Below are 19,022 nucleotides of genomic sequence, written 5' to 3'. Positions count from 1 at the left end.
CCCCCCGCGCCGGGCGCCACTCAGCCCCTGGCGCCGTCGGTGTACGGGTCAACCTGGCGAGCGCCTTCGCCGAACGCGTCGAACTTGCCGGTGCGGCCGCCGTCGGTGCATGGGTCCACTTTGCCGGCCCGGAAGCTGTAGCCGCCTTGGCCACCGTAGAGAGCGCGGTCCTGTGGGGCGGCGGCCTGGGCGGCGCCGGCGAGCAAGGCCGCTGCAAGCGCGGCGGTGGTGAGGGTGGCAATGGCAAATTTGTTGTGCATGGCGTGCTCCTTGAAAGCGGGGTTCGGCCTCTTGCGTGCCGTTGGATCTCGTGACGTTCGTGACGTAAAAGGGGCGGGGTCAGAGAGGAACGATCTTTGGCTCGCCGGAGTCGGGCCTCATCAGCGGCCCGTGATAGATCGGCGAGCCGCACGGGAACGCGTTCGGGATCGCAGGCATGTCCGGCATTTCCGGCATGCCGGGCAGCTTCGGAAACTCGCCATAGCCGGGCTCCCTGCGGATGATCATGGGCATGGGGTAGACACCGGTGCCGCCGGTCACGGCAATCCGGGCGGCCTGCTCAAGCGCGCTGAGGCGAGGCAGGTTTCCGATGGATAGGGTGGACATGGTCTTCTCCTGAGTGGGTTGTGAAGGGGGAGCGCCGGGCTCGACGCTCCCCCTTCACCACGCACACGGCATGCCATGGCCCGGCGCCGCGCCGTGTGCGCGGGCGGGCATAACTCAGGTGGAAAACGATGGTGCCGCGCCAACACGCCGGGCAAGCGTTGGCGGCGCGCAGACACCTGCGCAGGTTTTTTGTCCGTGACTTGCGCGACACCGTGGCGCCTACATCCCCTTGAACGCGTCCGCATAGAGCCGGCTGACCCCCAGCTTTTCGGGCCGGTCGCGCAAGGTCAGGGTGAGCTTGCCGCTGTCATCGCGCAGCGCGCTGGCAATGGCCGTGCAGCGTACGATGGTGCTGCGGTGGACCTGCCAGAAGCACGCCGGATCGATCCGCATCTGCAGCTCCCGCAGCGACATGCGAATCAGGTGCTCGCGCTGCGCGGTGACCACCCGCACATATTTGTCCGCGGCCTCGAAATACAGCACCTCGTCGATCGGCACCATCGCGATGGTATTGCCGGCGCTGGCTTGGATCACCTGCAACGGGCTGGCTGCCGGCGCGGCTGGCGGCGCGGGCATGCCAACGCCAAGCAGCGCGCGCAACTGATCCATGGCAGCGTCCAGCGATGGTGGGGCGCCCTGCGGGGCCGCACGCTGTTGCAGCGTGGCTTGCAGGCGCGCGCAGGTCTTTGCCAGGCGGTTGGCCTGCACGGGCTTTAGCACGTAATCGACGGCCGCATGCTCGAATGCGTGCAAGGCGTATTTGTCGTAAGCCGTCACGAACACGATCAGTGGAAACGGCTTGGCCGAGTCGGGCCAATCCTCGGCCAGGGTCTGCGCTGCCTCCAGTCCGCTCATGCCCGGCATGCGGATGTCCAGGAACAGCAGGTCAGGCTGCAGCGCGAGCGCCTGCGTCACGGCAGCCTCGCCATCGCCTACGGTCGCGACGATGTTCAGCGCCGGCCACAAGCGAGCCAGCTCCGCGCGGAGGTCAGCGGCCAGCAGCGCTTCATCTTCGGCGATCAGGGCAGTGGTTTGCATGGAGGCGATATCGGGCAGAGTGGGCGGCAATCCATCAGAAGAGCGGAAGGCGCACGATGGCCAGCGTGCCGCCGCCGCCATCGCTGCTGCCATCGCCGGCATCCAGCAACTGGAAGCTCGCCGCTTTGCCATAGAGCTGGGCGAGCCGTTCGCGCACCTGCGATGTGCCAAAGCAATCCGGGCCGGGCGGCAGCTCGCTCAAGCCCGCGCCGGTGTCGCGCACGGTGAGCATCAGCGTGCCGCCTTCGCGGCGGGCCGTCACCTTGATCCAGCCGCCCGCGACGATGGGCTCCAGCCCGTGCTTGATGGCGTTCTCAACCAGTGGTTGCAGCAGCAGCGGCGGCACAGGCAGGTTGGCCAGGCCGGCGGGCAGGTCGAGTTCGACCTGCAGCCGCGCGCCCATGCGCACCTGCATCAGCGCCAGGTAGTCCGCAATGCGATCGAACTCGCATGACAGCGGATGCGAGCCGGAGCGCGATGCCTGCAGCGTGGCGCGCAAGAACGAGATCACCTGGTTCAGCATCTCTTGCGCGCGCTGCGGATCCTGCCCGATCATCACGCGCAGGTTGCCCAGCGTATTGAACAGCATGTGCGGCTCCAGCTGCGACTCCAGCAAGCGCAGCTGATTCTCCGCTGCGCTGCGCATGGCCGCCTGCGCCCGCGCGTCCGCAGCCGCCATGCGCCCGCGCGCATAGTGGAAGTAAGAGATGCAGAGCGCCAGCACCAGTGCCACCGTCATGCTCAGCAGCAGGGTGCGCGGATTGCGCAACAGATCCGACGGCGTGCCGTGGCTACCGGTGAGCACGTTGGCAATCGCGTGCCCGCCAAAATAGCCCGCTACGCCAGATATGACGATCCACGGAAACATCCACTTCCAGTCCGGCCAGCGCCGCTGCGTGGCGGGAGTGCCCGGCGAGGCATCTGGCAGCCAGCGCGTGAGGCCATAGTGCCCCAGCTTCACCAGCGCCTGTATCATCAGCGCGATGCACAGGGCGTAGACCAGGTTCATGCCAAACGGCTCGCGGAACATGACGGCGAAGAAGGCGGCGGAACCGAACGCCACGGGCACGCTAATCCGCAGTTGGCGAAACAGCCAGGCCAGTTCCTTGGCGGGATAGCGCATGATGCGCTGCGGCCGGACGTCAGCCATCACCAACGCCCCCGGACATCCCAGCCTGCGCGCGCAGCTCCATGGTGGTACTGCCCTCGCCATGCGGCGTCCAGCCCGGCGGCATGAGCAAGTACCCAAGGAACGCGCGCAAGCTGCGCGCCCCGGCCAGGTCGCGCAACAGATGCACCCACTGCGTGAACTCGATCCGCAACGGATTTGCGCTCTCGATCGGATGCACAAGGCCATACCGGCAGGGCAAGTCCTCGCGCTCCCTCACGTAGGTGCCAAACAAGCGATCGAACACCACCAGCACACCGCCATAGTTCGCATCCAGGTACTCAAGGTTGGACGCGTGATGCACCCGGTGCGCCGAAGGCGTATTGAAGATCCCCTCCAGCCAGCCCAGGCGCGGAATCCACGTCGCATGAATCCAGAACTGATAGAGCAGGTTCAGCGACAACACGGCAAACACGACGCGCGGCTCAAAGCCAATCCAGGCCAGCGGCACGAAGAACAGTGCCGTGCCGGTCAGCTTGCCGAGAACCCCGATGCGAAACGCCGCCGACAGGTTCAGCTGGTTCGGCGAGTGGTGCACCGCATGGTTGCTCCAGAACCACCGCACCCTGTGCGCCGCGCGGTGATACCAGTAGTAGCAGAACTCCTGCCCGACAAACAGCAGCGGCAACGCGATCCAGCCGGTGGGGTGGATCGTCATCCAGCGGTGCTCGAACGCCAGCCGCACCAGCGGCGCCGCGATCGACAGCGGCAAGGCAATGCCCACCGCGATGCGCGCCACCAGATCCAGCGCCGACACCCCGAACGCCCGCCAGTCGTAGCGCTGGCGGCGCGACAAGACGATGGCCTCGATCAAGGCGAATGCCAGTACCGACGGGGCCGCGATAAACAGCTGAAACTTCTCGAATGCGTTCATGACGGCAGGCCTGGACGTGGTTCGGGACAGCGGTTGCTGGCTTGAGTTGCTGGCATCAGTGGCGGCCTGAGTGATCAGCCCGGCACGCTGTCGAGCATTGCCTGCCGGGTCAGCCGCCAGGTCACCAGGCTACGTGAGAGGAAGATACCGCTAACGGCACCATAGATAAAGCCGATCGGCATCGCCACGCCGGCATGCCACAGCAAGCCGGGGTTTACCGCCATGGCCACGCTCACGCCGTAGCGGGTGATGAACAGGCAGAGGATCAACGACAGCGGCACCCAGCTTGCGGGCACCAGCAGGCGGCGATCGGCCTCCAGCCAGCGAATGCCGTTCCAGGCGCCGACGGTGTGGGCCAGCGCCAGCGCGGCAGCCGCGCCGATGCCCCATCCAAGCAGCGCGAGCGGTTGCGCCGAGAAGGTTGACATGACGCCGCCCAGCGAGACCACCGCCATGGCCACGGGCACAGCCGTGGCGCGGGCCGGCGTCATCCGTCTGGGGACGGCTTGCGCGAAGCCGAGCGCGATCAGGCTCGCGAGCAGGATCCAGACCCATCGCGGCGTGTGGAGGAGGATTTCGGTGAGCATGGGGGCGTCCAGTCTTGTCAGGGGGAAACGCGATGATGCTCATGTTCGGCCGACACTGGCGCGTTGGGCAGGTCGCTGCGATGAAACGCCGGATGGTGTCGCGAAGTGCAGGCGATGGCGGGCGAGTAACCAATCAGCGGGGCTGCAGGCGAACTGGTCTCGAGGGGGAGATCGACCGTGGCGCGAACGCGAAAGCTGCGACACGTCGGCGATTCCTAGCTCCGCCGGGTCGATTGACTTCGACCGTTGGCTGGCCGAAAATCTGCCACGTCACCCCAAACAAGGGTGACCGGGTGTGGAAACCCGATTCGTCACTAGCGGACTGCCGCTTTCTGCGGCTTTTTTGTGTCCGTTGCGTTCGCGCACGCCTATAACTTTTCTATGGCGGGCCGGGCGGGGCAGCCTTCGGGCTGACCGGATGTAGTGACGCCGGTTTCCACCCCCGCTGCGGGTCCGCCACCCTCATGTGGAAATGAGCGGCGGGCCTTCCATTCTGTCACTGGAGGCCGCAATGCCTAATACCGTCGCTCGCTCAGAGCAAACCACTCACCTTGATCCACCAGAGCGCTCGCTCGCCATCTCCCGGCAATCCTCCCTGCTAGCAGAACTAATCCGCCTGACCTTCCCGGCCGACACGCCCACCAAGCTCAGCGTCCAGGAACTGGCCTACCAACTCGAGGAACTTCGTAGCCGTGCGCAAAGCACCGCGCAAGAAAGCTGCGCCGACCTGCTGCGCGTCAGTGCAGGGCTTGGCGCTGTGCTCAGGCTGCTGGATTTTGATAGCGACGATGTGGAGGACAGCCACGGGCTGCACTGCCTGCTGACCCCGTTGAAGCAGCAGCTGGATGAGGCTTTGAACCGGGTGCAGGGCATGCTCTGAGCCAGGGCGGCAGGGCGAGCTGTGCCACCGTCCCGCAGGCGGGGGCGTGGCCGCTCGTAGCCGCCGTATCAGGCACTCGGCCACTCAGCCACTCAGCCACTCAGCCACTCAGCCGCTAAACACCGCAATGCACTCCACCTCCACCCTGGCCCCAAGCGCCAACCCATTCGCCCCAAGCGCACTGCGCGCCGGATAGGGTGCCTGGAAGAATTCCTTGTAGACCTCGTTGAACACTTGCCATTCGCTGATGTCGGCCAGGAAGATGGTGCATTTGGCGACGTGCTTGAGCGACAGGCCGTGTGCTTCCAGCGTGATGCGGATGTTCATCAGCGCCTGCTTGGCTTCTTCGCGGATGCCGCCGGGCACCAGGCGGGTGCTGCCTTGGACGATGCCCATCTGTCCAGAGAGGTAGAACATATCGCCGACGCGCACGGCTTCGGAGAATGGCAGCCCTGCGGGGAGGACTTTGCCGGAGTTCAGGAATTCCATAGTGCACCCTGTCGGTGAGAGCCTTGAACGGCGCTTTGCTATCCGCCGGCCAATGCGCGGCCGGGTGGCGGCAATGCGGTCTTCCAGTCTAGGACACGGGTGTTCAAGACCCCAACCGCCGGCCATCAAAAGTCCGCTTCGGTGCTGTCGGTGCTTTCGGCGCTGTGCCGCCCAGGGCTGGCAGCACCAGGACGATCATTGCGCCGCGGCAAACCGGTCGCTAGCGGCAATCAGCTGATCCATGATGCCGGGCTCGGTCCAGGCATGCCCCGCCCCTTCAATCAGGTGCAGATCCGAGTCTGGCCATGCCTGGTGCAGCGCGTAGGCGTAGCGGGCCGGGCAGGGCATGTCGTAGCGCCCGTGCACGATTACGCCGGGGATGCCGGCAAGGCGATGCGCGTTGCGCAGCAACTGGCCGTCTTCCAGCCAGGCGAGATGCGTGAAGTAGTGGTTCTCCAGCCGCGCAAACGCCAGCGCGAAATGGCCGTCGTCATGCTTGGCGGTGTTGGCAGGGTCGGGCAGCAGGGTGATGGTTTCTCCTTCCCACACGCTCCATGCGCGGGCGGCCTCCAGCTGCTTTGCCGTGTCGCTGCCGGTCAGCACCTTGCGGTAGGCGGCCATCATGTCGCCGCGTTCGGCTTGCGGGATGGGCGCCTGGAAGCGGGCCCATTTCTCGGGGAACATCTCGGATACGCCGTGCTGGTAATACCAATCCAGTTCCGCCTGGGTGGCGGTATAGATCCCGCGCAGCACCAGTTCGCTGGTCCGCTCGGGGTGTTTTTGCGCATAGGCCAGCGCCAGCGTGGAGCCCCAGGAGCCGCCAAAGACCAGCCAGCGCTCTACGTTGGCGAGCTTGCGCAGGCGCTCGATGTCGTCTACCAGGTGCCACGTGGTATTGGCTTCCAGCCCGGCGTGGGGTGTGGAGCGGCCGCAGCCGCGCTGGTCGAACAGCATGACGTCGTAGCGCGCCGGATCGAACAGGCGACGGTGGTCGGCCGATATGCCGCCACCAGGGCCGCCATGCAGGAAGACGGCCGGCTTGGCGCCGGGTGTGCCGACGCGTTCGTAGTAGACCACGTGGCCGTCGCCGACATCGAGCGTGCCGGTTTCATAGGGTTCGATGGCGGGATAGAGCAAGCGAGGTTGCGGCATGGATCGGGTTCCCAGGGTGAGAAGCGTAGTGCAAGAGTGTATCGCCGTTGCCGGTGTCATCTCCACCCGGGGTGCCGCAGTGCAATCAGAGCGGTGGGGCAAGTCAGGCCGCTGCCATGCACGCCTGGCAAGCCCCCGAACGCGCTAGGCGTTCCAGGTGTCGTCGCTCAGGAAGTCGTCGTTGCCCGATGCGTCATCCAGAAGGCCGCTGTCCAGTGCCGCATCCGGCGAGCCCAGCGGCGAGCGGTCGTCATTGCCGTAGTAGTTGTTGACGACGGTCTCCGTTGGCTGCGCCCCTGCGCCTGGCTGTCCCAGAAAGCCGCTTGCGCTGTTGCCATTGCCGTTGCGATGGAACATGTTCTCGATGCCCTGGAACAGGAGCGCGCCGCCGGCCACGCCGGCAGCTGTGGTGGCAATGCCGCCCAGCGCGCCGCCCAGGCCACCACTCAGGAATCCGGGCCGGGATGGTGGCTGCACGGGCGCAGGCTGGGCCGCCTGGAAGGCCTGCGGCGGCGCCACGGGCGCGGTCATCGGCGGCGGCATGACGGGGCTGGGTGCCACGCGGTTGGCACTGTTGCCCCAGGCGTTTTCCGGGTCGAGGAAGCGATTGGTGCCATTGGCCTGCGCCATCTGCAACTGGCTTTGCAGCGTGGAGATCTGCGCCTTTGCCGTCGCCAGGGCATGGTCAAGCATCATGGCGCGCTGGACCAGCAGGTAGGCGGCATCCGGCTGCCTGGCGACCGCGTCGGCGATGAGGGCGTCCGCCTGGGGGTCCTTGGCGCCAGCCCTGGCCTGCGTGAGTTGGGTCAGGAAGCCTTCCAGCGCTTGCATCTCTTGGGGGGTCATGGCAGCTCCTATCCGGGGGTCCGGGTTATCTTGTGTGATCGCAGTCTACGGGCCGAGTCTTAAGCGAGGCTTAAAAAAACCGATCGGATGTGATTGTCGCGCCTCGCGGCCAGGTCGGGCTGAATCGGGCCAGGTCGGGCCGGGCAGACTCCTCCCACCAGATACTTTGAAGGCGCTGTCGATTTCCGGTATCCCGATTCGTCGTAGTATCAGAGCCGCCCGTCAAACCTGTTCCGGGCTCAGGACGTGCGGCACCCTAAATCCACTCAAGGAGAGCGACGATGCGTGTCATGGTGATGATCAAGGCAACGAAAGAGTCAGAGGCCGGCGAAATGCCCAGCACGGCGCTGCTTACCGCCATGGGCAACTTCAATGAAGAACTCGTCAAGGCCGGCGTGATGCTCGCGGGCGAGGGCTTGCACCCGAGCGCCAAAGGCAAGCGGGTGCAATTTTCTGGCAGCCAGCGGTCCGTGGTCGATGGACCGTTCGCAGAGACCAAGGAGGTGGTCGCCGGGTTCTGGCTGTGGCAAGTCAAGTCCATGGAAGAGGCCGTCGAATGGGTCAAGCGCTGCCCCAACCCCATGCAAAGCGACTCCGAGATCGAGATTCGCCCGCTGTTCGAGCTCGACGATTTTGGTGCCGAGCTCACCCCTGAGCTGCGGGCTCAGGAGGAGCGCTTGTGGGCGCAGGCGCAAGACGCTGCGAAGAAGCCGCGTTGAGGGGTGCGCACGAAAGTGCCCCTCTGGCCAAAACGGTCCCAGCCCGGGAACCCCGGGCAAGGTCAATCACGCACTGCCGTCAAGCCACTAAGCGTCGACGATCACCTCGAAGCCGCCAAAGATCATCCGCTTGCCGTCGAACGGCATCGGCCCCTGGCTGCGCAGCCTGGGGTCTTCCATCGAGGCCTTCATGCCTTCGTCCCGGGCCTTGCGCGATGGCCAGGTGATCCAGGAGAAGACCACGGTCTCATCCTTCTCCAGCTTGACGGCCATCGGGAACGAGGTGAGCTTGCCCTCGGGCACATCGTCGCCCCAGCACTCGACCAGCCCCAGCGCGCCATGATCCTTGAACACCACGGCGGCAGCCTCGGCGTGCGCGCGGTAGACGTCGCGCTTGGCCGTGGGCACGGCGACAACAAATCCATCGATGTAATGCATGTCCGGTCTCCTTTGGGATTGCCTGCGAAGCGGCGAGCCTTGCGCGCGCCGTCATTGGGACGACGAACGGGAGCCGTCGAAATCGACAGGGCACGGGAGGAATGCCAGAAAAAAATACGCTGGGCTGGGAGGGCGGCCAACCGGTGTGGGCCGTGTACTGTGCGCCAAGTGATGAATGGAAATTTCTCCGGCGGCTTGTCCATCGCCCTGGGCCGGACGGACGCAAGCGGGGCCGTCAGCGGGCGTGCTCGGGGAAAGTTGTACTTTTCTGCTGATTCAGCGCGGCCAGCACTTGCAAATTTCGTTACGTTGGGTAGAATTCGCAACCTCACCTAGCCCAGGTGGCGAAATTGGTAGACGCACTAGGTTCAGGTCCTAGCGGTGGCAACACTGTGGAGGTTCGAGTCCTCTCCTGGGCACCAAGATTGAAAGCAAAAGGCCTGCATCCGTGCGGGCCTTTTGCTTTTTTGCTTCTACCGCGTCGTGTCTCGCGCGCGGCGAGCGCATCAGCATCAGCATCCGAATTCACTTGCTGTAACATCACCCGACTCATCTAGCCAAGGAGCGGGAATGTCAAAAGGTCGGGTACGGGTACGGGCATTGCTGGTTGTCGCGATGGCGGCGCAATGGCTGTCGGCCTGTTCGGGCGGCGTGACCGCCAATTCCATCCAGGCCATGGAGCCGAAGCGCGTGCACGCCAAGGCCAGCGTAGGCGACGTGGTGCTGTGCCTGAAGCAGCGGCTGGGCGACGACGCCACCGTGATCGCGTATCCGGAACCGGGCAAGGTTGATATCCGGGTCGGGCGTGCGGACGCGGATGAATACAAGTTCTTCCACCTGATCAGCTTGCGGCGCGCTACCGAGGGCGCCGATGGCACTGACGTCGAGATCCGCAGTTCCGGGGAGTGGCACCCCATGATGAGCGCCAGCCGCATCTCCGGCATGGTGGAAGACTGCACGCCGGGAAGGGCGCACTAAGCGGAACGCCAAATCCTTGCCGATACGCCGCACTGCGGCATTGCCGCGATGGCGTTATGGCGTCAAGGCGTTATGCCGTTACGGCTCCATCGTGCGCAGAACGTGCTCCTGCAGTTGCGATAATTCAAGCGCGATGCCGCCGGGGAACCCCTGGCGGCCGCCGCGCTTGTCGATCAGCAGGTCCGCCAGGAAATTCGATAGCGCGGCTGGGTCGGCCCAAAGCGCTGCCAGCTGGTTGCCGATGCGCGGATAGCTGCGGCACAGTTCCAGGGGCCGCGCCTGTGGTGGCAGCACAGCCAGCCATTTGAGCGCGGTGGCCGAGAGGGTTTTCGCTTCCGCGGTTTCGGGTTGCCGCTGGCCAGCCCAGTCGGGCTCGCCTTGCGTGGGCACGGCGCCATCCAGGATCAGCCTCGCTTCCTCGACGGTGACAAACTCGAATGAGAGGGGTTCCATGCCAACTCCGGATCAGATCTGTGGGGGCGCCATGCCATGTGGCGCCGGCACCTATTCTATCGGTTACGGAGCGTTTGATGCTTTCTGTAGTGCTGGTGTCCTGAGCCTGAAATTCGTTGAAGAAATAAGTTGTCCGAGAAGGCGTGGGGGCCTAGGAGCGAAGGTTACTGGTACGCATGCAGGTAGGCCAGCAGGTCTGCGATCTGCCGCTCGTTGCTGATTCCCCAGAAGCGCATCCTGGTGCCGGGCACAACCTTGCTCGGCGACGCGATAAACGCGCTCAAGGTTTTCTCGGACCACACAATGCCCGATTTCTTCATCTCCGGGGAGTACTTGTAGTCGGTCGTGCCGCCGGCGACCCTGCCGAAGATCCCATTGAGCTGGGGGCCAAAGGCGGCGCGCGCCGAGGGCCCGACGCTGTGGCAGGAGGCACACTTCGAGGTGAATACCGCCTTGCCGGCCTGCGCGTCGCCGGCGGCCTGCGCGGTTGCGTGCAAGGCCAGCGCCAGGGTCAACAATGCGGCGTTCTTCATGGGCGGATGCGGGGCAGGGGAGGAGCCTGGCATTATATTCGCCCAGGCCGCCGCGGACATCGCGTGCAACGCAAGCCAACCCGCAGGCAGCTTTGCGCAAGACGCTGGCGCAGTGAGCGGACCCGGGCGCGGCCCGCCTGTCGTGCCCATGGCCTGGCTCAGCGCTCGCCGTACTCGTCGTGGCGGCGCCACCAGATGCCCGTCTCGTTGCGTCCCTTGGGGGCGCGGTCGAGCCATTGGTACATGCCCCAGAGGCCGTCCACCCCGCGCGCATAGGTGGAGTAGGTGTGATAGACCACGCCATCCTCAAGCACGAACGTGCTCAGGCCCGGCCGATCGCGCGAGTACGTAGCCGCGTCGGTGCCGCATGTGGCCGCGAACCGGGCGACGGGTTCCGGAGCCGGTGTGGCGTCCATCGCGTGGCCGCCGCGCTGGTAGTTGTAGTCGACGAACCCGTCGCGCTGTTGCGCCTCGGTAAAGGAGACGTTGGCGTCAAAGTTGAAGTCGCTGCCGAGCGAGGACGCCCAGGGAAATGTCCAACCCATTCGCCGCTTGTATGCCTGCAGTTTCGCCAGCGGTGCGCGTGACACCGCCGCAAGCGTGACGTCGTGGTTCGCCAGGTGAACCACGACGCCGTCGAACCCGTCCGCGATCGACGAGCAGGACGGGCACCCCGCCGTGTAGTCGGGCCCGAACATGAAATGGTAGACAAGGAGCTGCGAGCGTCCCCGGAAGAGGTCCGCCAGCGAGGCGCTGCCTTCGTCGGTCTCGAACCGGTACGCCTTGTCGACCCGGACCCACGGCAGCGCCTGGCGTTGCCGCGCGAGCGCGTCGCTGCGCCGCGTCAGGTCCTTTTCCGCTTCGAGCAGTGCGAGCCGCGCTGCCAGCCACTCTTCGCGTGTCGCGGTCATGTGTTGCGTCATCATGCTTTCCTTCGTTGGGTGTCCATCGTCGTTCGCTCCGTGCTGGGTACGATGTGCGGGTTGGTGGTCGTGATAGATTAGTGCCGGGCATCCGAACGGTGGGAGTGACAAGGGGGGCGCGATTGGGATTCCGATGGATGCGCTGATCACGGCCGCGGCGCGCGCGCTCGCGGCGGGTGACCCGCTTGGCGCGCTGAACCGGGTTGCCTTGCGCGACGACGCGCCAGCGCTTGCGCTGCGCGGCATCGCGATGGCGCAGCTTGGCGATCTCGTGCGCGCGAAGGCGCTGGTGCGAAGCGCGGCGCGCGCCTTCGGCCCGAAAGAGGCCGTAGCCCGCGCGCGGTGCGTCGTCGCCGAGGCGGAGATCGCGCTGGTCTCGCGCGACCTGAGCTGGCCAGCGAAGGCGCTCGACGCGGCGCGCGCAACCCTGGAGGCGCACGGCGACCGGGTGAACGCCGCGCACGCGCGGTTTCTCGAAGCCCGGCGCTTCCTCCTGATCGGGCGCCTCGACGACGCCGAGCTTGCGCTGGCCCAGCTCGACCCGGCACCCTTTCCGCCCGCGTCCAGGGCCGCCCATGCGTTGGTCGTCGCGGGGATTGCGATACGGCGCCTGCGCACGAAGGCGGCACGCGCCGCGCTTGCCCGGGCCGAGCACGCGGCGCGCCACGCCGGCATCCCCGCGCTGACGGCGGAGGTCCAGAGCGCATGGCTCGTCCTGAAAACGCCCGCGGCGCGCCTGATTGCGCGTGGGGAGGAGCGGCTCCTCCTGCTCGATGAGGTGGAAGCGTTGCTGGCGTCCAAGGCGCTCGTCGTGGACGCGTGCCGTCATGCCGTGCGTGACGCGGGCACGGTGGTCTCGCTGGCGAGGCGTCCGGTGCTGTTCGCGCTCGCACGCGCGCTGGCCGAAGCGTGGCCCGCGGACGTGCCGAGAGACGCGCTCGTTGCGCGGGCATTCCGTGCCAGGCACGCCGATGCGTCGCATCGCGCGCGGCTACGCGTTGAAATCGGGCGGCTTCGCACGGTGCTCGGGCCGCTGGCTGGCGTGAGCGCAACCCAGCGCGGGTTTGCGCTGGTGCCGCAAGTCGCCCACGAGGTTGTCGTGCTGGCGAGACCCGTGGACGAGGCGCACGCGGCGGTGCTCGCCTTCGTTGCAGACGGTGAGTCATGGTCGAGTTCGGCCCTGGCGGTGGCCCTTGGCGCTAGCCAGCGCACCGTGCAGCGGGCACTCGACGCGCTCGCGGCAGCGGGCAAGGTGCAGTCGTTTGGCCGCGGGCGCGCGCGCCGCTGGCTGACGCCGCCCGTGGCGGGATTCGCGACGACCTTGTTACTCCCCGCGCCACTGCCGGGTGACTAGAATTCACTTCATCGATTGCAGCTCATCGATTGCACTTCACTACGGTGTCACGAGGATGGAAACATGAAACGATCGGCGGCAGAAATCACCCGTGAATATGGCCCTTTCCCGGGTGTCGACAGCGTGCACGGGGTCACGTATGACGGTCGGCAAGTCTGGTTCGCCACCGGCGACAAGCTGATCGCGCTGGATCCGGCAAGCGGCAAGACGCTGCGCTCCATGGATGTCGCCGCACACGCAGGAACGGCCTTCGACGGCCAGCACCTGTTCCAGATCGCCGAGGATCGCATCCAGAAGATCGATCCGCAGACCGGCCGCGTGGTCGCCACGATTGCGGCGCCCGGCGGTGGCAACGACTCGGGACTCGCATGGGCCGAAGGGACGCTCTGGGTGGGGCAGTACCGGGAGCGCAAGATCCATCAGGTCGATCCCCAAACCGGGGAGATTCTTCGCACCATCGAGTCCAATCGCTTCGTCACCGGGGTCACCTGGATCGAAGGAGAACTCTGGCACGGCACCTGGGAGGGTGAGCAGAGCGAGTTGCGGCAAGTCGATCCCCGCACGGGAAAGGTCCTGGAGAGCATCGAGATGCCAGCCGGCGTTGGCGTGTCGGGACTCGAGTCCGATGGCGGCGACCAGTTCTTCTGCGGAGGCGGCAGCAGCGGGAAGGTGAGAGCCGTGCGGCGGCCCGGACGAGGCGGCGCGGCCGGCAGCGACACCGGCATCCCCGTCGACGCCACCGGCAAATAACCGAGGCGCCCCGCACGGGCGAAGGGGGCGGCTTGAGGAGCCGCCCGATGCCCGTCGCTAAACGGTATATACTGTTTAGCCTGTTTTTTTGATTTGAGAATCACCGTGAATTCACCCATCATCAAGCCGCCGACGAACGAGGTCTTTCATTTTCCGACGAGCGCGCCAGCAGCCGACAGCAACGCAGCCGCCTCCAAGGAGAAGACGCCAAAGGGCTCGGGCAGCAAGAAGGCAGTGACCAAGGCAGTGCCCAAGGCGGCAACGAAGGCGGCAACGAAGGCCGAAACCAAGGCCGGGACGAAACCCCGGAAGAGCAAACCATCGAAGGTGGAAGCGCGCGCCGATGTGACCGCGCCGAAAAAGGCGCAGGGCGCCAAGAAGGAGAAGGTGCTGCGCGACAGCTTCACGATGCCGAAGTCCGATTACGAGAAAATCGCCGAACTCAAGCAGCGATGCCTGGACGCGGGCGTGCACATCAAGAAGAGCGAGATCCTGCGCGCCGGCTTGCTGCTGCTTGCCGCGAGATCGCCGGAGCAACTGCTGGCCGCGGTCTCAAAAGTCGAAGCCATCAAGACCGGGCGTCCCGCGAAGGCCTGAGCGTCTGGGGCCACGCCAGGTGCTTCGTTAGCGCAAGCCATCGGCCACTATTCACTATTGCCGCGTGAGCATCAGGTCCAGGTTCTGAACCGCAGCGCCGGACGCGCCTTTGCCAAGATTATCGAACACCGCGGACAGCAGGACGTGCCCGTGTTCCGCGTTGGGAAACACGCTCAAGTGCATGTCGTTCGTTGCGTTCAGCGCTTGCGGATCCAGGTGCTGCAAGGCGCGTGATTCGTCCAGCGGCAGGACACGTACGTGGGCCGCATCGGCATAGTGGCGTGCGAGGCATGCGTGTAGCGCGGCGCCATCCACGCCGGGTGGCAGCAGCCGCAACGCCAGGGGCACCGTCAGCACGATGCCCTGGCGGAACGCGCCATACGCCGGGACAAAAATGGGACGCTGCGCCAACCCGGCGTGCAACTGGATCTCCGGCGGGTGCTTGTGCGCGAGTGCCAGGCCATATACCTGGTATGCCGGCGCATTGACGGCACCCTGTCCCTCATGTTCCTCCACGCCAGCGCGCCCGCGTCCGGAGTAGCCCGACACCGCATGAATGCTGACAGGGTAGTCGCCCGGTATGAGCCCGGCCTGCAACAGGGGACGCAGCAAGCCAATGGCCCCGGTCGGATAGCAACCGGGATTGGTGACCCGACGCGCGTTCGCAATGCGCTCAGCCTGTCCCTGCGTCATTTCCGGAAAGCCGTAGGTCCAGTCCGGTTGCGTGCGGTGGGCGGAACTGGCGTCGATGACCCTGACGGCGGGATTCACGATGGCATCCACTGCCTCGCGCGCGGCGGCATCCGGCAGGCAGAGGATGGCGATGTCGCAGGCGTTGATGGCTTGCGCGCGACACCGCGGATCCTTGCGCTCCGCAGCGGCAAGCGTGAATAGCCTGAGGTCGGTCCGATCGCGCAGCCGTTCGTGGATTTGCAACCCGGTGGTGCCTTGGTCGCCGTCGATGAAAACAACGGGAGAGCTCATATGCGGAATACTCCGGTGACTGTGGGGTTTAACAAGGAGAACGAGCCCCTATGTTCCATTGGCCGCTAGAATAGAGAAAGTTGTATTTCATAACGTGAAGATTCAGATTTTCTGAATCTGGAGGCCAGCATGCGAGAGATCAGCCTGGACCGTTTGCGCACTCTGGTCGCCATTGCCGACCGTGGCTCATTTGCCGAGGCGGCGCGCGCATTGCACCTGGCGCCGCCAACGGTCAGCCTCCACATCGCTGAACTCGAAGACCGCATCGGGGCTCCACTCCTGTCACGCAAGCGCGGGCATGTCAGGCCGTCGGCGATAGGCGAGGTGCTGGTGGAGCGCGCGCGTCGACTGCTGGCTGATGCGGAGCAGGCGTTGGACGATATTCAACGCCAGGTACAGGGGCTCGAAGGGCGCGCGCGGCTCGGTGCGTCGACTGGCGTGATCGCGCACCTGTTGCCGCAAGCACTTGAGGTGCTGCGCAAGCACCATCCCGCTATCGACATTCAGGTTGCCGTACTCACTTCGCATGAAACGCTGTCCCGGCTGGCGGATGGAACGCTGGATGTCGGGCTGATCGCACTGCCTCAGCCCCCGGTGGCCGGACTCGTGATAAAGCCCTGGCGCCGCGACCCCGTGATGGCCTTCTTGCCGGCGCATTGGCAGTGTCCGGCCCGCGTCACGCCCGCATGGCTCGCCGCCCAACCTCTCATTCTCAATGACGCGACCACGCGTCTCTCGCGCCTGACCACGGAGTGGTTCGCGGCCGGAGGGCACCATCCTGCGCCGCGCATTCAGCTCAACTACAACGATGCGATCAAGAGTCTGGTAGCGGCAGGTTACGGCGCGGCGCTGTTGCCCCATGAGGCCACCACGCCGTTACCCGACAAGCGCATTGTCATGCGTCCACTGCGCCCGGCGTTGTGGCGTCGGCTCGGCATCGCACATCGCGCGGGGCATGTTGAGCGTTCCACGCAACACGTACTTGATGTGTTGTGGGATCTGCGATTGGCGTAGGCGTTGCCATTCGCTATTCGCCACTCGCCATTCGCCGCTTCGGCTCGTTCTCGCTGGGACAGTAGCCTTATTGCACGCCACGACGAGCAAATGGCCGGTTTGTAGAAATTTGACTGACTGAATTGGGTCGACCACGAAAGTTCGTAGCTTAGTCGGGGCGATCGAGGACTGGCCGGAGACGAACTTCCGGGTTCGGCCATGAGGCGCCATTCGCCTCGGCCGTCGGCGCGACACCCGGGTGGCGGCTTTGCTTCAGCCACTGGCCGCTCGCATATCGAGGACGCAATTCGCATCACCAGCAAAATCGTATGGGTTCGGGCGCACAAGCGCGCACTACTCACAGCGATACCGTCTCTACCTCCAACTACTCGGCGAGCGCATGCGCGCCGTTCCCAGACGACTTATACCCGCCGAACGACATCGACAGATCCGTGCCGCTGCTCGCACGACTGCATGGGGAACCTGACCTTGCTCCGGTGGAGCGGCGTATCCGTATTGCGTGTCGGTTCGCCATTGGCCGCATCATCAATGCAATGCTCACCCAATCCGGGGCCGCTGCGGCTGAGCAATCGGGAATTCGATGAAGAACTGACACGAGCTCTTTGCGTATCTGAGCGCATAGGTCGACAGGCGGCAGGTAGTTATCTGCGGCCCTACAGTCCTACCGTCCCGATGCGTCAGTCGCCCGTACTGCCTTCCTGATCTCAAGGACCATGCTCGACCGCAATACGCAATGCTTCGAGGTCCAGAACGTTGATTGCGCGGTACCGAGTTTCGATCAGTCCGGTCTCTCGGTATCGTCGTAAGGCCGCAGCGACCGCCTCTCGCGTCACACCGAGTGCGTCCGCAATGTCCGCCTGCCTCACGTCGAGTGATAGCTGGCCTGCGCGGGCGTCAACCTCGGCGACGAGATATTGGGCAACGCGTTGCGGCACCGCCAGCCGAAGCGCGCTGTCGAGCTTGTCCGCCGCATGTATCAGCCTCTGAGCCAGTTCCGCTAGCAAGTGGTCGCGCAAATCTGGCTTCCGGTTCAGCAGATGCCGAAACTGTTGATCGGAGATGCGAAGCAACCGTACCGCACCGACCGCTACCGCGTCATGGGTGCGCGGACGCCCCGTCAATAGGGGAATTTCGCCGAAAGCTTCGCCGGGACCAATAGCGGCCACAGTGACCCGCCGGCCCTCGCTATCCATGCGGCTAAAACTCACCCTGCCTTCCAGGACGATTTGAAATGAGCGGTCGTAGTCACCCTGGCGGTGGATCGTCCTGCCAGATCGGTAGCGAACTCCTGTTCCCAACTTCAGCAACTCTGCGCGCATATCTTCATCGAGCGCGGCAAGCAACAAACGCGGTGCAATAGCGGCGTAGGAAGCCATCCTCTCCTCCACATTGTGAACTTATTCACATTCTATTCGGAACCTGACTGATATAAAGCTCGCGTGGCAAGCGTGGCGCGACCCAGCCGCAAAGAGCGAAAGGCGCTGTCTAGAGCACTGAAAGGCCGGAGAAGTAGATGATGAATACCTCAGACAACACGAAGACGGTGCGCGATGACACGCCCATAGCAGGGTTTCGCCTCGAAGTGGCGGACGGCGCAGAATCCTGCTGGCTGCGTCCTGGCGAATCCCTGCTCAAAGCCGCAGTGCGCCAGGGTATACGCATCCCTCACCTTTGCATGACGGGCGAATGCGGTTCATGCCGCTGTCGCCTCATACGAGGCAGGGTACAACTCAAGCGCGATATTTCCCATCACGTCGACGCAGCCGCGCTGCAGCGGGGCTACTTGCTGGCATGCCAAAGCGAAGCGCGAAGCGATGTAGTGCTGGCGGTTCCTGGCCTGTCAAACGACATGCACGTCGGCGCATTGATCAACACGAACGGGCGGATCAAATCGGTTGCAGCGTTAAATCATGATATCCGGCTGGTTACGGTCGAACTGGACAACGCGCTCTCCTACCGTGCTGGTCAATATGCCCAGCTTCGCGTCCCGGGCCATCCGTCCCTGGAGGACACGCCGCGTTGCTACTCGTTTTGCTCGGCGCCCGGGAAAGAACCGCAAACAGAAGTGCAATTCCATGTGCGGCGCGTGTCCGGCGGGCAATTCACCGAATGGCTGTTTGCCGCGAGCCGTGTCGGCCAGCCTGTCAGCTTGACGGGCCCGCTCGGCGAGTTTGGATATCGCGACGATGGGCGCGCCGTCGTGTGCATCGCGGGTGGCAGCGGACTCGCCCCGATCAAATCCATGCTGGAGCACATGTCGTTGCGCGCCAGCGCCCCGGATATAACGCTTTTCTTTGCCGCTCGCAGCCAGCGCGACCTCTATTGCACGGACGAACTCGCGCAACTACAAGAGCGTTGGCCAGGCCCTAGGCGCCTGCTAGTGCTTCCGGTTCTGTCCGAAGAGGCGCCCGATTCCGGCTGGGAAGGTCTGCGCGGCTTCTCCACCGAGCATCTCGAACGCTTCTGCAGTCTGACCGATAGCAGTTTCTATCTGTGTGGCCCGCCGCCCATGATCGATGCAACGCTGGAAAAGCTGCAAGGCGTCACGCCACCGCATTGTGTCCACTACGACCGGTTCCTCGACCGCAGCCATCTCGCTGGTGCGGCGGCCGCCTGATCCCACTTCTCCCAGGAAATCC

General features: G+C 65.0%; 23 protein-coding genes and 1 tRNA gene. 9 read left to right on the top strand and 15 right to left on the bottom strand.

From position 1 onward, the window contains the following. Positions 1 to 20: 20 nt before the first annotated feature. The 6 genes from AC1RWI_RS10525 to AC1RWI_RS10500 form a co-directional block, all read right to left on the bottom strand. The gene (locus AC1RWI_RS10525; protein ID WP_043352270.1) at positions 21 to 260 is read right to left on the bottom strand and encodes a hypothetical protein; all 240 of its coding nucleotides are present in this window, start codon (positions 258 to 260) and stop codon (positions 21 to 23) included. Positions 261 to 339: 79 nt separating this feature from the next. Further along, positions 340 to 606: a hypothetical protein gene (locus tag AC1RWI_RS10520; protein WP_043349159.1), complete on the bottom strand. Its 267-nt coding sequence runs from the start codon at positions 604 to 606 to the stop codon at positions 340 to 342. A 219-nt stretch (positions 607 to 825) separates the two neighbouring features. Continuing rightward, the gene (locus AC1RWI_RS10515) at positions 826 to 1,644 is read right to left on the bottom strand and encodes a LytR/AlgR family response regulator transcription factor (RefSeq protein ID WP_492866204.1); all 819 of its coding nucleotides are present in this window, start codon (positions 1,642 to 1,644) and stop codon (positions 826 to 828) included. A gap of 34 nt (positions 1,645 to 1,678) precedes the next feature. Next, entirely contained in the window at positions 1,679 to 2,794 is a 1,116-nt protein-coding gene (locus AC1RWI_RS10510; RefSeq protein ID WP_492866202.1) for a sensor histidine kinase, read from the bottom strand. Continuing rightward, positions 2,787 to 3,686 (bottom strand): sterol desaturase family protein, encoded by a 900-nt coding sequence (locus AC1RWI_RS10505; protein WP_043349153.1) that lies wholly within the window; start codon positions 3,684 to 3,686, stop codon positions 2,787 to 2,789. Before AC1RWI_RS10505 ends, AC1RWI_RS10510 begins: the two co-directional genes overlap by 8 nt. A gap of 74 nt (positions 3,687 to 3,760) precedes the next feature. Further along, positions 3,761 to 4,273, bottom strand: a complete 513-nt coding sequence (locus tag AC1RWI_RS10500; protein ID WP_492866200.1) for a DUF6622 family protein — start codon at positions 4,271 to 4,273, stop codon at positions 3,761 to 3,763. 511 nt (positions 4,274 to 4,784) lie between these two features. Between AC1RWI_RS10500 and AC1RWI_RS10495 the strand changes: the two genes are divergently transcribed. Then, the gene (locus AC1RWI_RS10495; RefSeq protein ID WP_052494674.1) at positions 4,785 to 5,153 is read left to right on the top strand and encodes a DUF1484 family protein; all 369 of its coding nucleotides are present in this window, start codon (positions 4,785 to 4,787) and stop codon (positions 5,151 to 5,153) included. Between the two features lie 108 nt (positions 5,154 to 5,261). Here AC1RWI_RS10495 and AC1RWI_RS10490 read toward each other — a convergent pair whose 3' ends face one another. From AC1RWI_RS10490 to AC1RWI_RS10480, 3 genes are all read right to left on the bottom strand, one after another. Further along, complete coding sequence (locus tag AC1RWI_RS10490) at positions 5,262 to 5,642, bottom strand: RidA family protein (RefSeq protein WP_043349146.1); 381 nt, start codon at positions 5,640 to 5,642, stop codon at positions 5,262 to 5,264. A gap of 195 nt (positions 5,643 to 5,837) precedes the next feature. Continuing rightward, on the bottom strand, positions 5,838 to 6,794 hold the full coding sequence (pip, locus tag AC1RWI_RS10485) for a prolyl aminopeptidase (protein ID WP_492866197.1): 957 nt from the start codon (positions 6,792 to 6,794) through the stop codon (positions 5,838 to 5,840). 144 nt (positions 6,795 to 6,938) lie between these two features. Continuing rightward, positions 6,939 to 7,640, bottom strand: coding sequence for a DUF2076 domain-containing protein (locus AC1RWI_RS10480; protein ID WP_492866195.1), 702 nt, complete (start codon positions 7,638 to 7,640; stop codon positions 6,939 to 6,941). Positions 7,641 to 7,921: 281 nt separating this feature from the next. On the opposite strand from AC1RWI_RS10480, the gene AC1RWI_RS10475 reads away from it, so the two are divergent. Beyond that, positions 7,922 to 8,359 carry a YciI family protein gene (locus AC1RWI_RS10475; RefSeq protein ID WP_043349138.1) on the top strand — a complete coding sequence of 146 codons (438 nt, stop codon included), beginning with the start codon at positions 7,922 to 7,924 and terminating at the stop codon, positions 8,357 to 8,359. 87 nt (positions 8,360 to 8,446) lie between these two features. Here the strand turns inward: AC1RWI_RS10475 and AC1RWI_RS10470 are convergent, their stop codons facing one another. Next, positions 8,447 to 8,797 (bottom strand): DUF1428 domain-containing protein, encoded by a 351-nt coding sequence (locus tag AC1RWI_RS10470; RefSeq protein WP_492866193.1) that lies wholly within the window; start codon positions 8,795 to 8,797, stop codon positions 8,447 to 8,449. 335 nt (positions 8,798 to 9,132) lie between these two features. Here AC1RWI_RS10470 and AC1RWI_RS10465 point away from each other — a divergent pair. Both AC1RWI_RS10465 and AC1RWI_RS10460 read left to right on the top strand, forming a co-directional pair. After that, positions 9,133 to 9,219 (top strand) — tRNA-Leu (locus AC1RWI_RS10465). Positions 9,220 to 9,367: 148 nt separating this feature from the next. Continuing rightward, positions 9,368 to 9,775 (top strand): hypothetical protein, encoded by a 408-nt coding sequence (locus tag AC1RWI_RS10460; RefSeq protein WP_052494673.1) that lies wholly within the window; start codon positions 9,368 to 9,370, stop codon positions 9,773 to 9,775. Between the two features lie 78 nt (positions 9,776 to 9,853). On the opposite strand, the gene AC1RWI_RS10455 is transcribed toward AC1RWI_RS10460, so the two are convergent. From AC1RWI_RS10455 to AC1RWI_RS10445, 3 genes are all read right to left on the bottom strand, one after another. After that, the gene (locus AC1RWI_RS10455) at positions 9,854 to 10,228 is read right to left on the bottom strand and encodes a hypothetical protein (RefSeq protein ID WP_043349131.1); all 375 of its coding nucleotides are present in this window, start codon (positions 10,226 to 10,228) and stop codon (positions 9,854 to 9,856) included. Positions 10,229 to 10,392: 164 nt separating this feature from the next. Beyond that, complete coding sequence (locus AC1RWI_RS10450) at positions 10,393 to 10,761, bottom strand: c-type cytochrome (RefSeq protein ID WP_043349128.1); 369 nt, start codon at positions 10,759 to 10,761, stop codon at positions 10,393 to 10,395. 158 nt (positions 10,762 to 10,919) lie between these two features. Then, positions 10,920 to 11,684, bottom strand: coding sequence for a DUF899 domain-containing protein (locus AC1RWI_RS10445; protein WP_492866224.1), 765 nt, complete (start codon positions 11,682 to 11,684; stop codon positions 10,920 to 10,922). A 133-nt stretch (positions 11,685 to 11,817) separates the two neighbouring features. On the opposite strand from AC1RWI_RS10445, the gene AC1RWI_RS10440 reads away from it, so the two are divergent. From AC1RWI_RS10440 to AC1RWI_RS10430, 3 genes are all read left to right on the top strand, one after another. Beyond that, the gene (locus tag AC1RWI_RS10440) at positions 11,818 to 13,038 is read left to right on the top strand and encodes a helix-turn-helix domain-containing protein (protein ID WP_492866191.1); all 1,221 of its coding nucleotides are present in this window, start codon (positions 11,818 to 11,820) and stop codon (positions 13,036 to 13,038) included. 63 nt (positions 13,039 to 13,101) lie between these two features. Then, positions 13,102 to 13,788, top strand: a complete 687-nt coding sequence (locus AC1RWI_RS10435; RefSeq protein WP_492866189.1) for a Vgb family protein — start codon at positions 13,102 to 13,104, stop codon at positions 13,786 to 13,788. Positions 13,789 to 14,022: 234 nt separating this feature from the next. After that, positions 14,023 to 14,385, top strand: a complete 363-nt coding sequence (locus AC1RWI_RS10430) for a hypothetical protein (RefSeq protein WP_492866187.1) — start codon at positions 14,023 to 14,025, stop codon at positions 14,383 to 14,385. Positions 14,386 to 14,439: 54 nt separating this feature from the next. Here the strand turns inward: AC1RWI_RS10430 and argC are convergent, their stop codons facing one another. Beyond that, the gene (gene argC / locus AC1RWI_RS10425) at positions 14,440 to 15,369 is read right to left on the bottom strand and encodes an N-acetyl-gamma-glutamyl-phosphate reductase (protein ID WP_492866185.1); all 930 of its coding nucleotides are present in this window, start codon (positions 15,367 to 15,369) and stop codon (positions 14,440 to 14,442) included. A gap of 129 nt (positions 15,370 to 15,498) precedes the next feature. Between argC and AC1RWI_RS10420 the strand changes: the two genes are divergently transcribed. After that, positions 15,499 to 16,383 carry a LysR family transcriptional regulator gene (locus tag AC1RWI_RS10420; protein ID WP_492866183.1) on the top strand — a complete coding sequence of 295 codons (885 nt, stop codon included), beginning with the start codon at positions 15,499 to 15,501 and terminating at the stop codon, positions 16,381 to 16,383. A 704-nt stretch (positions 16,384 to 17,087) separates the two neighbouring features. Here AC1RWI_RS10420 and AC1RWI_RS10415 read toward each other — a convergent pair. Next, on the bottom strand, positions 17,088 to 17,759 hold the full coding sequence (locus AC1RWI_RS10415) for a Crp/Fnr family transcriptional regulator (RefSeq protein WP_492866181.1): 672 nt from the start codon (positions 17,757 to 17,759) through the stop codon (positions 17,088 to 17,090). Positions 17,760 to 17,896: 137 nt separating this feature from the next. Between AC1RWI_RS10415 and AC1RWI_RS10410 the strand changes: the two genes are divergently transcribed. Beyond that, positions 17,897 to 19,000, top strand: coding sequence for a 2Fe-2S iron-sulfur cluster-binding protein (locus tag AC1RWI_RS10410; protein WP_492866179.1), 1,104 nt, complete (start codon positions 17,897 to 17,899; stop codon positions 18,998 to 19,000). Positions 19,001 to 19,022 lie beyond the last annotated feature (22 nt).

The organism is Cupriavidus sp. MPR-AND1C (assembly GCF_058809705.1).
The sequence above is the reverse complement of the archived record's forward strand: the minus strand, read 5'-3'. Positions and strand labels throughout refer to the sequence as shown.

Coding starts and splice junctions, on each gene's coding strand:
- AC1RWI_RS10495 (WP_052494674.1), top strand. CDS start 4,785: ATGCCTAATACCGTCGCTCGCTCAGAGCAAACCACTCACCTTGATCCA.
- AC1RWI_RS10520 (WP_043349159.1), bottom strand. CDS start 606: ATGTCCACCCTATCCATCGGAAACCTGCCTCGCCTCAGCGCGCTTGAG.
- AC1RWI_RS10500 (WP_492866200.1), bottom strand. CDS start 4,273: ATGCTCACCGAAATCCTCCTCCACACGCCGCGATGGGTCTGGATCCTG.
- AC1RWI_RS10525 (WP_043352270.1), bottom strand. CDS start 260: ATGCACAACAAATTTGCCATTGCCACCCTCACCACCGCCGCGCTTGCA.
- AC1RWI_RS10515 (WP_492866204.1), bottom strand. CDS start 1,644: ATGCAAACCACTGCCCTGATCGCCGAAGATGAAGCGCTGCTGGCCGCT.
- AC1RWI_RS10450 (WP_043349128.1), bottom strand. CDS start 10,761: ATGAAGAACGCCGCATTGTTGACCCTGGCGCTGGCCTTGCACGCAACC.
- AC1RWI_RS10470 (WP_492866193.1), bottom strand. CDS start 8,797: ATGCATTACATCGATGGATTTGTTGTCGCCGTGCCCACGGCCAAGCGC.
- AC1RWI_RS10455 (WP_043349131.1), bottom strand. CDS start 10,228: ATGGAACCCCTCTCATTCGAGTTTGTCACCGTCGAGGAAGCGAGGCTG.
- AC1RWI_RS10505 (WP_043349153.1), bottom strand. CDS start 3,686: ATGAACGCATTCGAGAAGTTTCAGCTGTTTATCGCGGCCCCGTCGGTA.
- AC1RWI_RS10415 (WP_492866181.1), bottom strand. CDS start 17,759: ATGGCTTCCTACGCCGCTATTGCACCGCGTTTGTTGCTTGCCGCGCTC.
- AC1RWI_RS10420 (WP_492866183.1), top strand. CDS start 15,499: ATGCGAGAGATCAGCCTGGACCGTTTGCGCACTCTGGTCGCCATTGCC.
- AC1RWI_RS10435 (WP_492866189.1), top strand. CDS start 13,102: ATGAAACGATCGGCGGCAGAAATCACCCGTGAATATGGCCCTTTCCCG.
- AC1RWI_RS10440 (WP_492866191.1), top strand. CDS start 11,818: ATGGATGCGCTGATCACGGCCGCGGCGCGCGCGCTCGCGGCGGGTGAC.
- AC1RWI_RS10510 (WP_492866202.1), bottom strand. CDS start 2,794: ATGGCTGACGTCCGGCCGCAGCGCATCATGCGCTATCCCGCCAAGGAA.
- AC1RWI_RS10480 (WP_492866195.1), bottom strand. CDS start 7,640: ATGACCCCCCAAGAGATGCAAGCGCTGGAAGGCTTCCTGACCCAACTC.
- AC1RWI_RS10445 (WP_492866224.1), bottom strand. CDS start 11,684: ATGACGCAACACATGACCGCGACACGCGAAGAGTGGCTGGCAGCGCGG.
- AC1RWI_RS10490 (WP_043349146.1), bottom strand. CDS start 5,642: ATGGAATTCCTGAACTCCGGCAAAGTCCTCCCCGCAGGGCTGCCATTC.
- argC (WP_492866185.1), bottom strand. CDS start 15,369: ATGAGCTCTCCCGTTGTTTTCATCGACGGCGACCAAGGCACCACCGGG.
- AC1RWI_RS10410 (WP_492866179.1), top strand. CDS start 17,897: ATGATGAATACCTCAGACAACACGAAGACGGTGCGCGATGACACGCCC.
- AC1RWI_RS10460 (WP_052494673.1), top strand. CDS start 9,368: ATGTCAAAAGGTCGGGTACGGGTACGGGCATTGCTGGTTGTCGCGATG.
- pip (WP_492866197.1), bottom strand. CDS start 6,794: ATGCCGCAACCTCGCTTGCTCTATCCCGCCATCGAACCCTATGAAACC.
- AC1RWI_RS10475 (WP_043349138.1), top strand. CDS start 7,922: ATGCGTGTCATGGTGATGATCAAGGCAACGAAAGAGTCAGAGGCCGGC.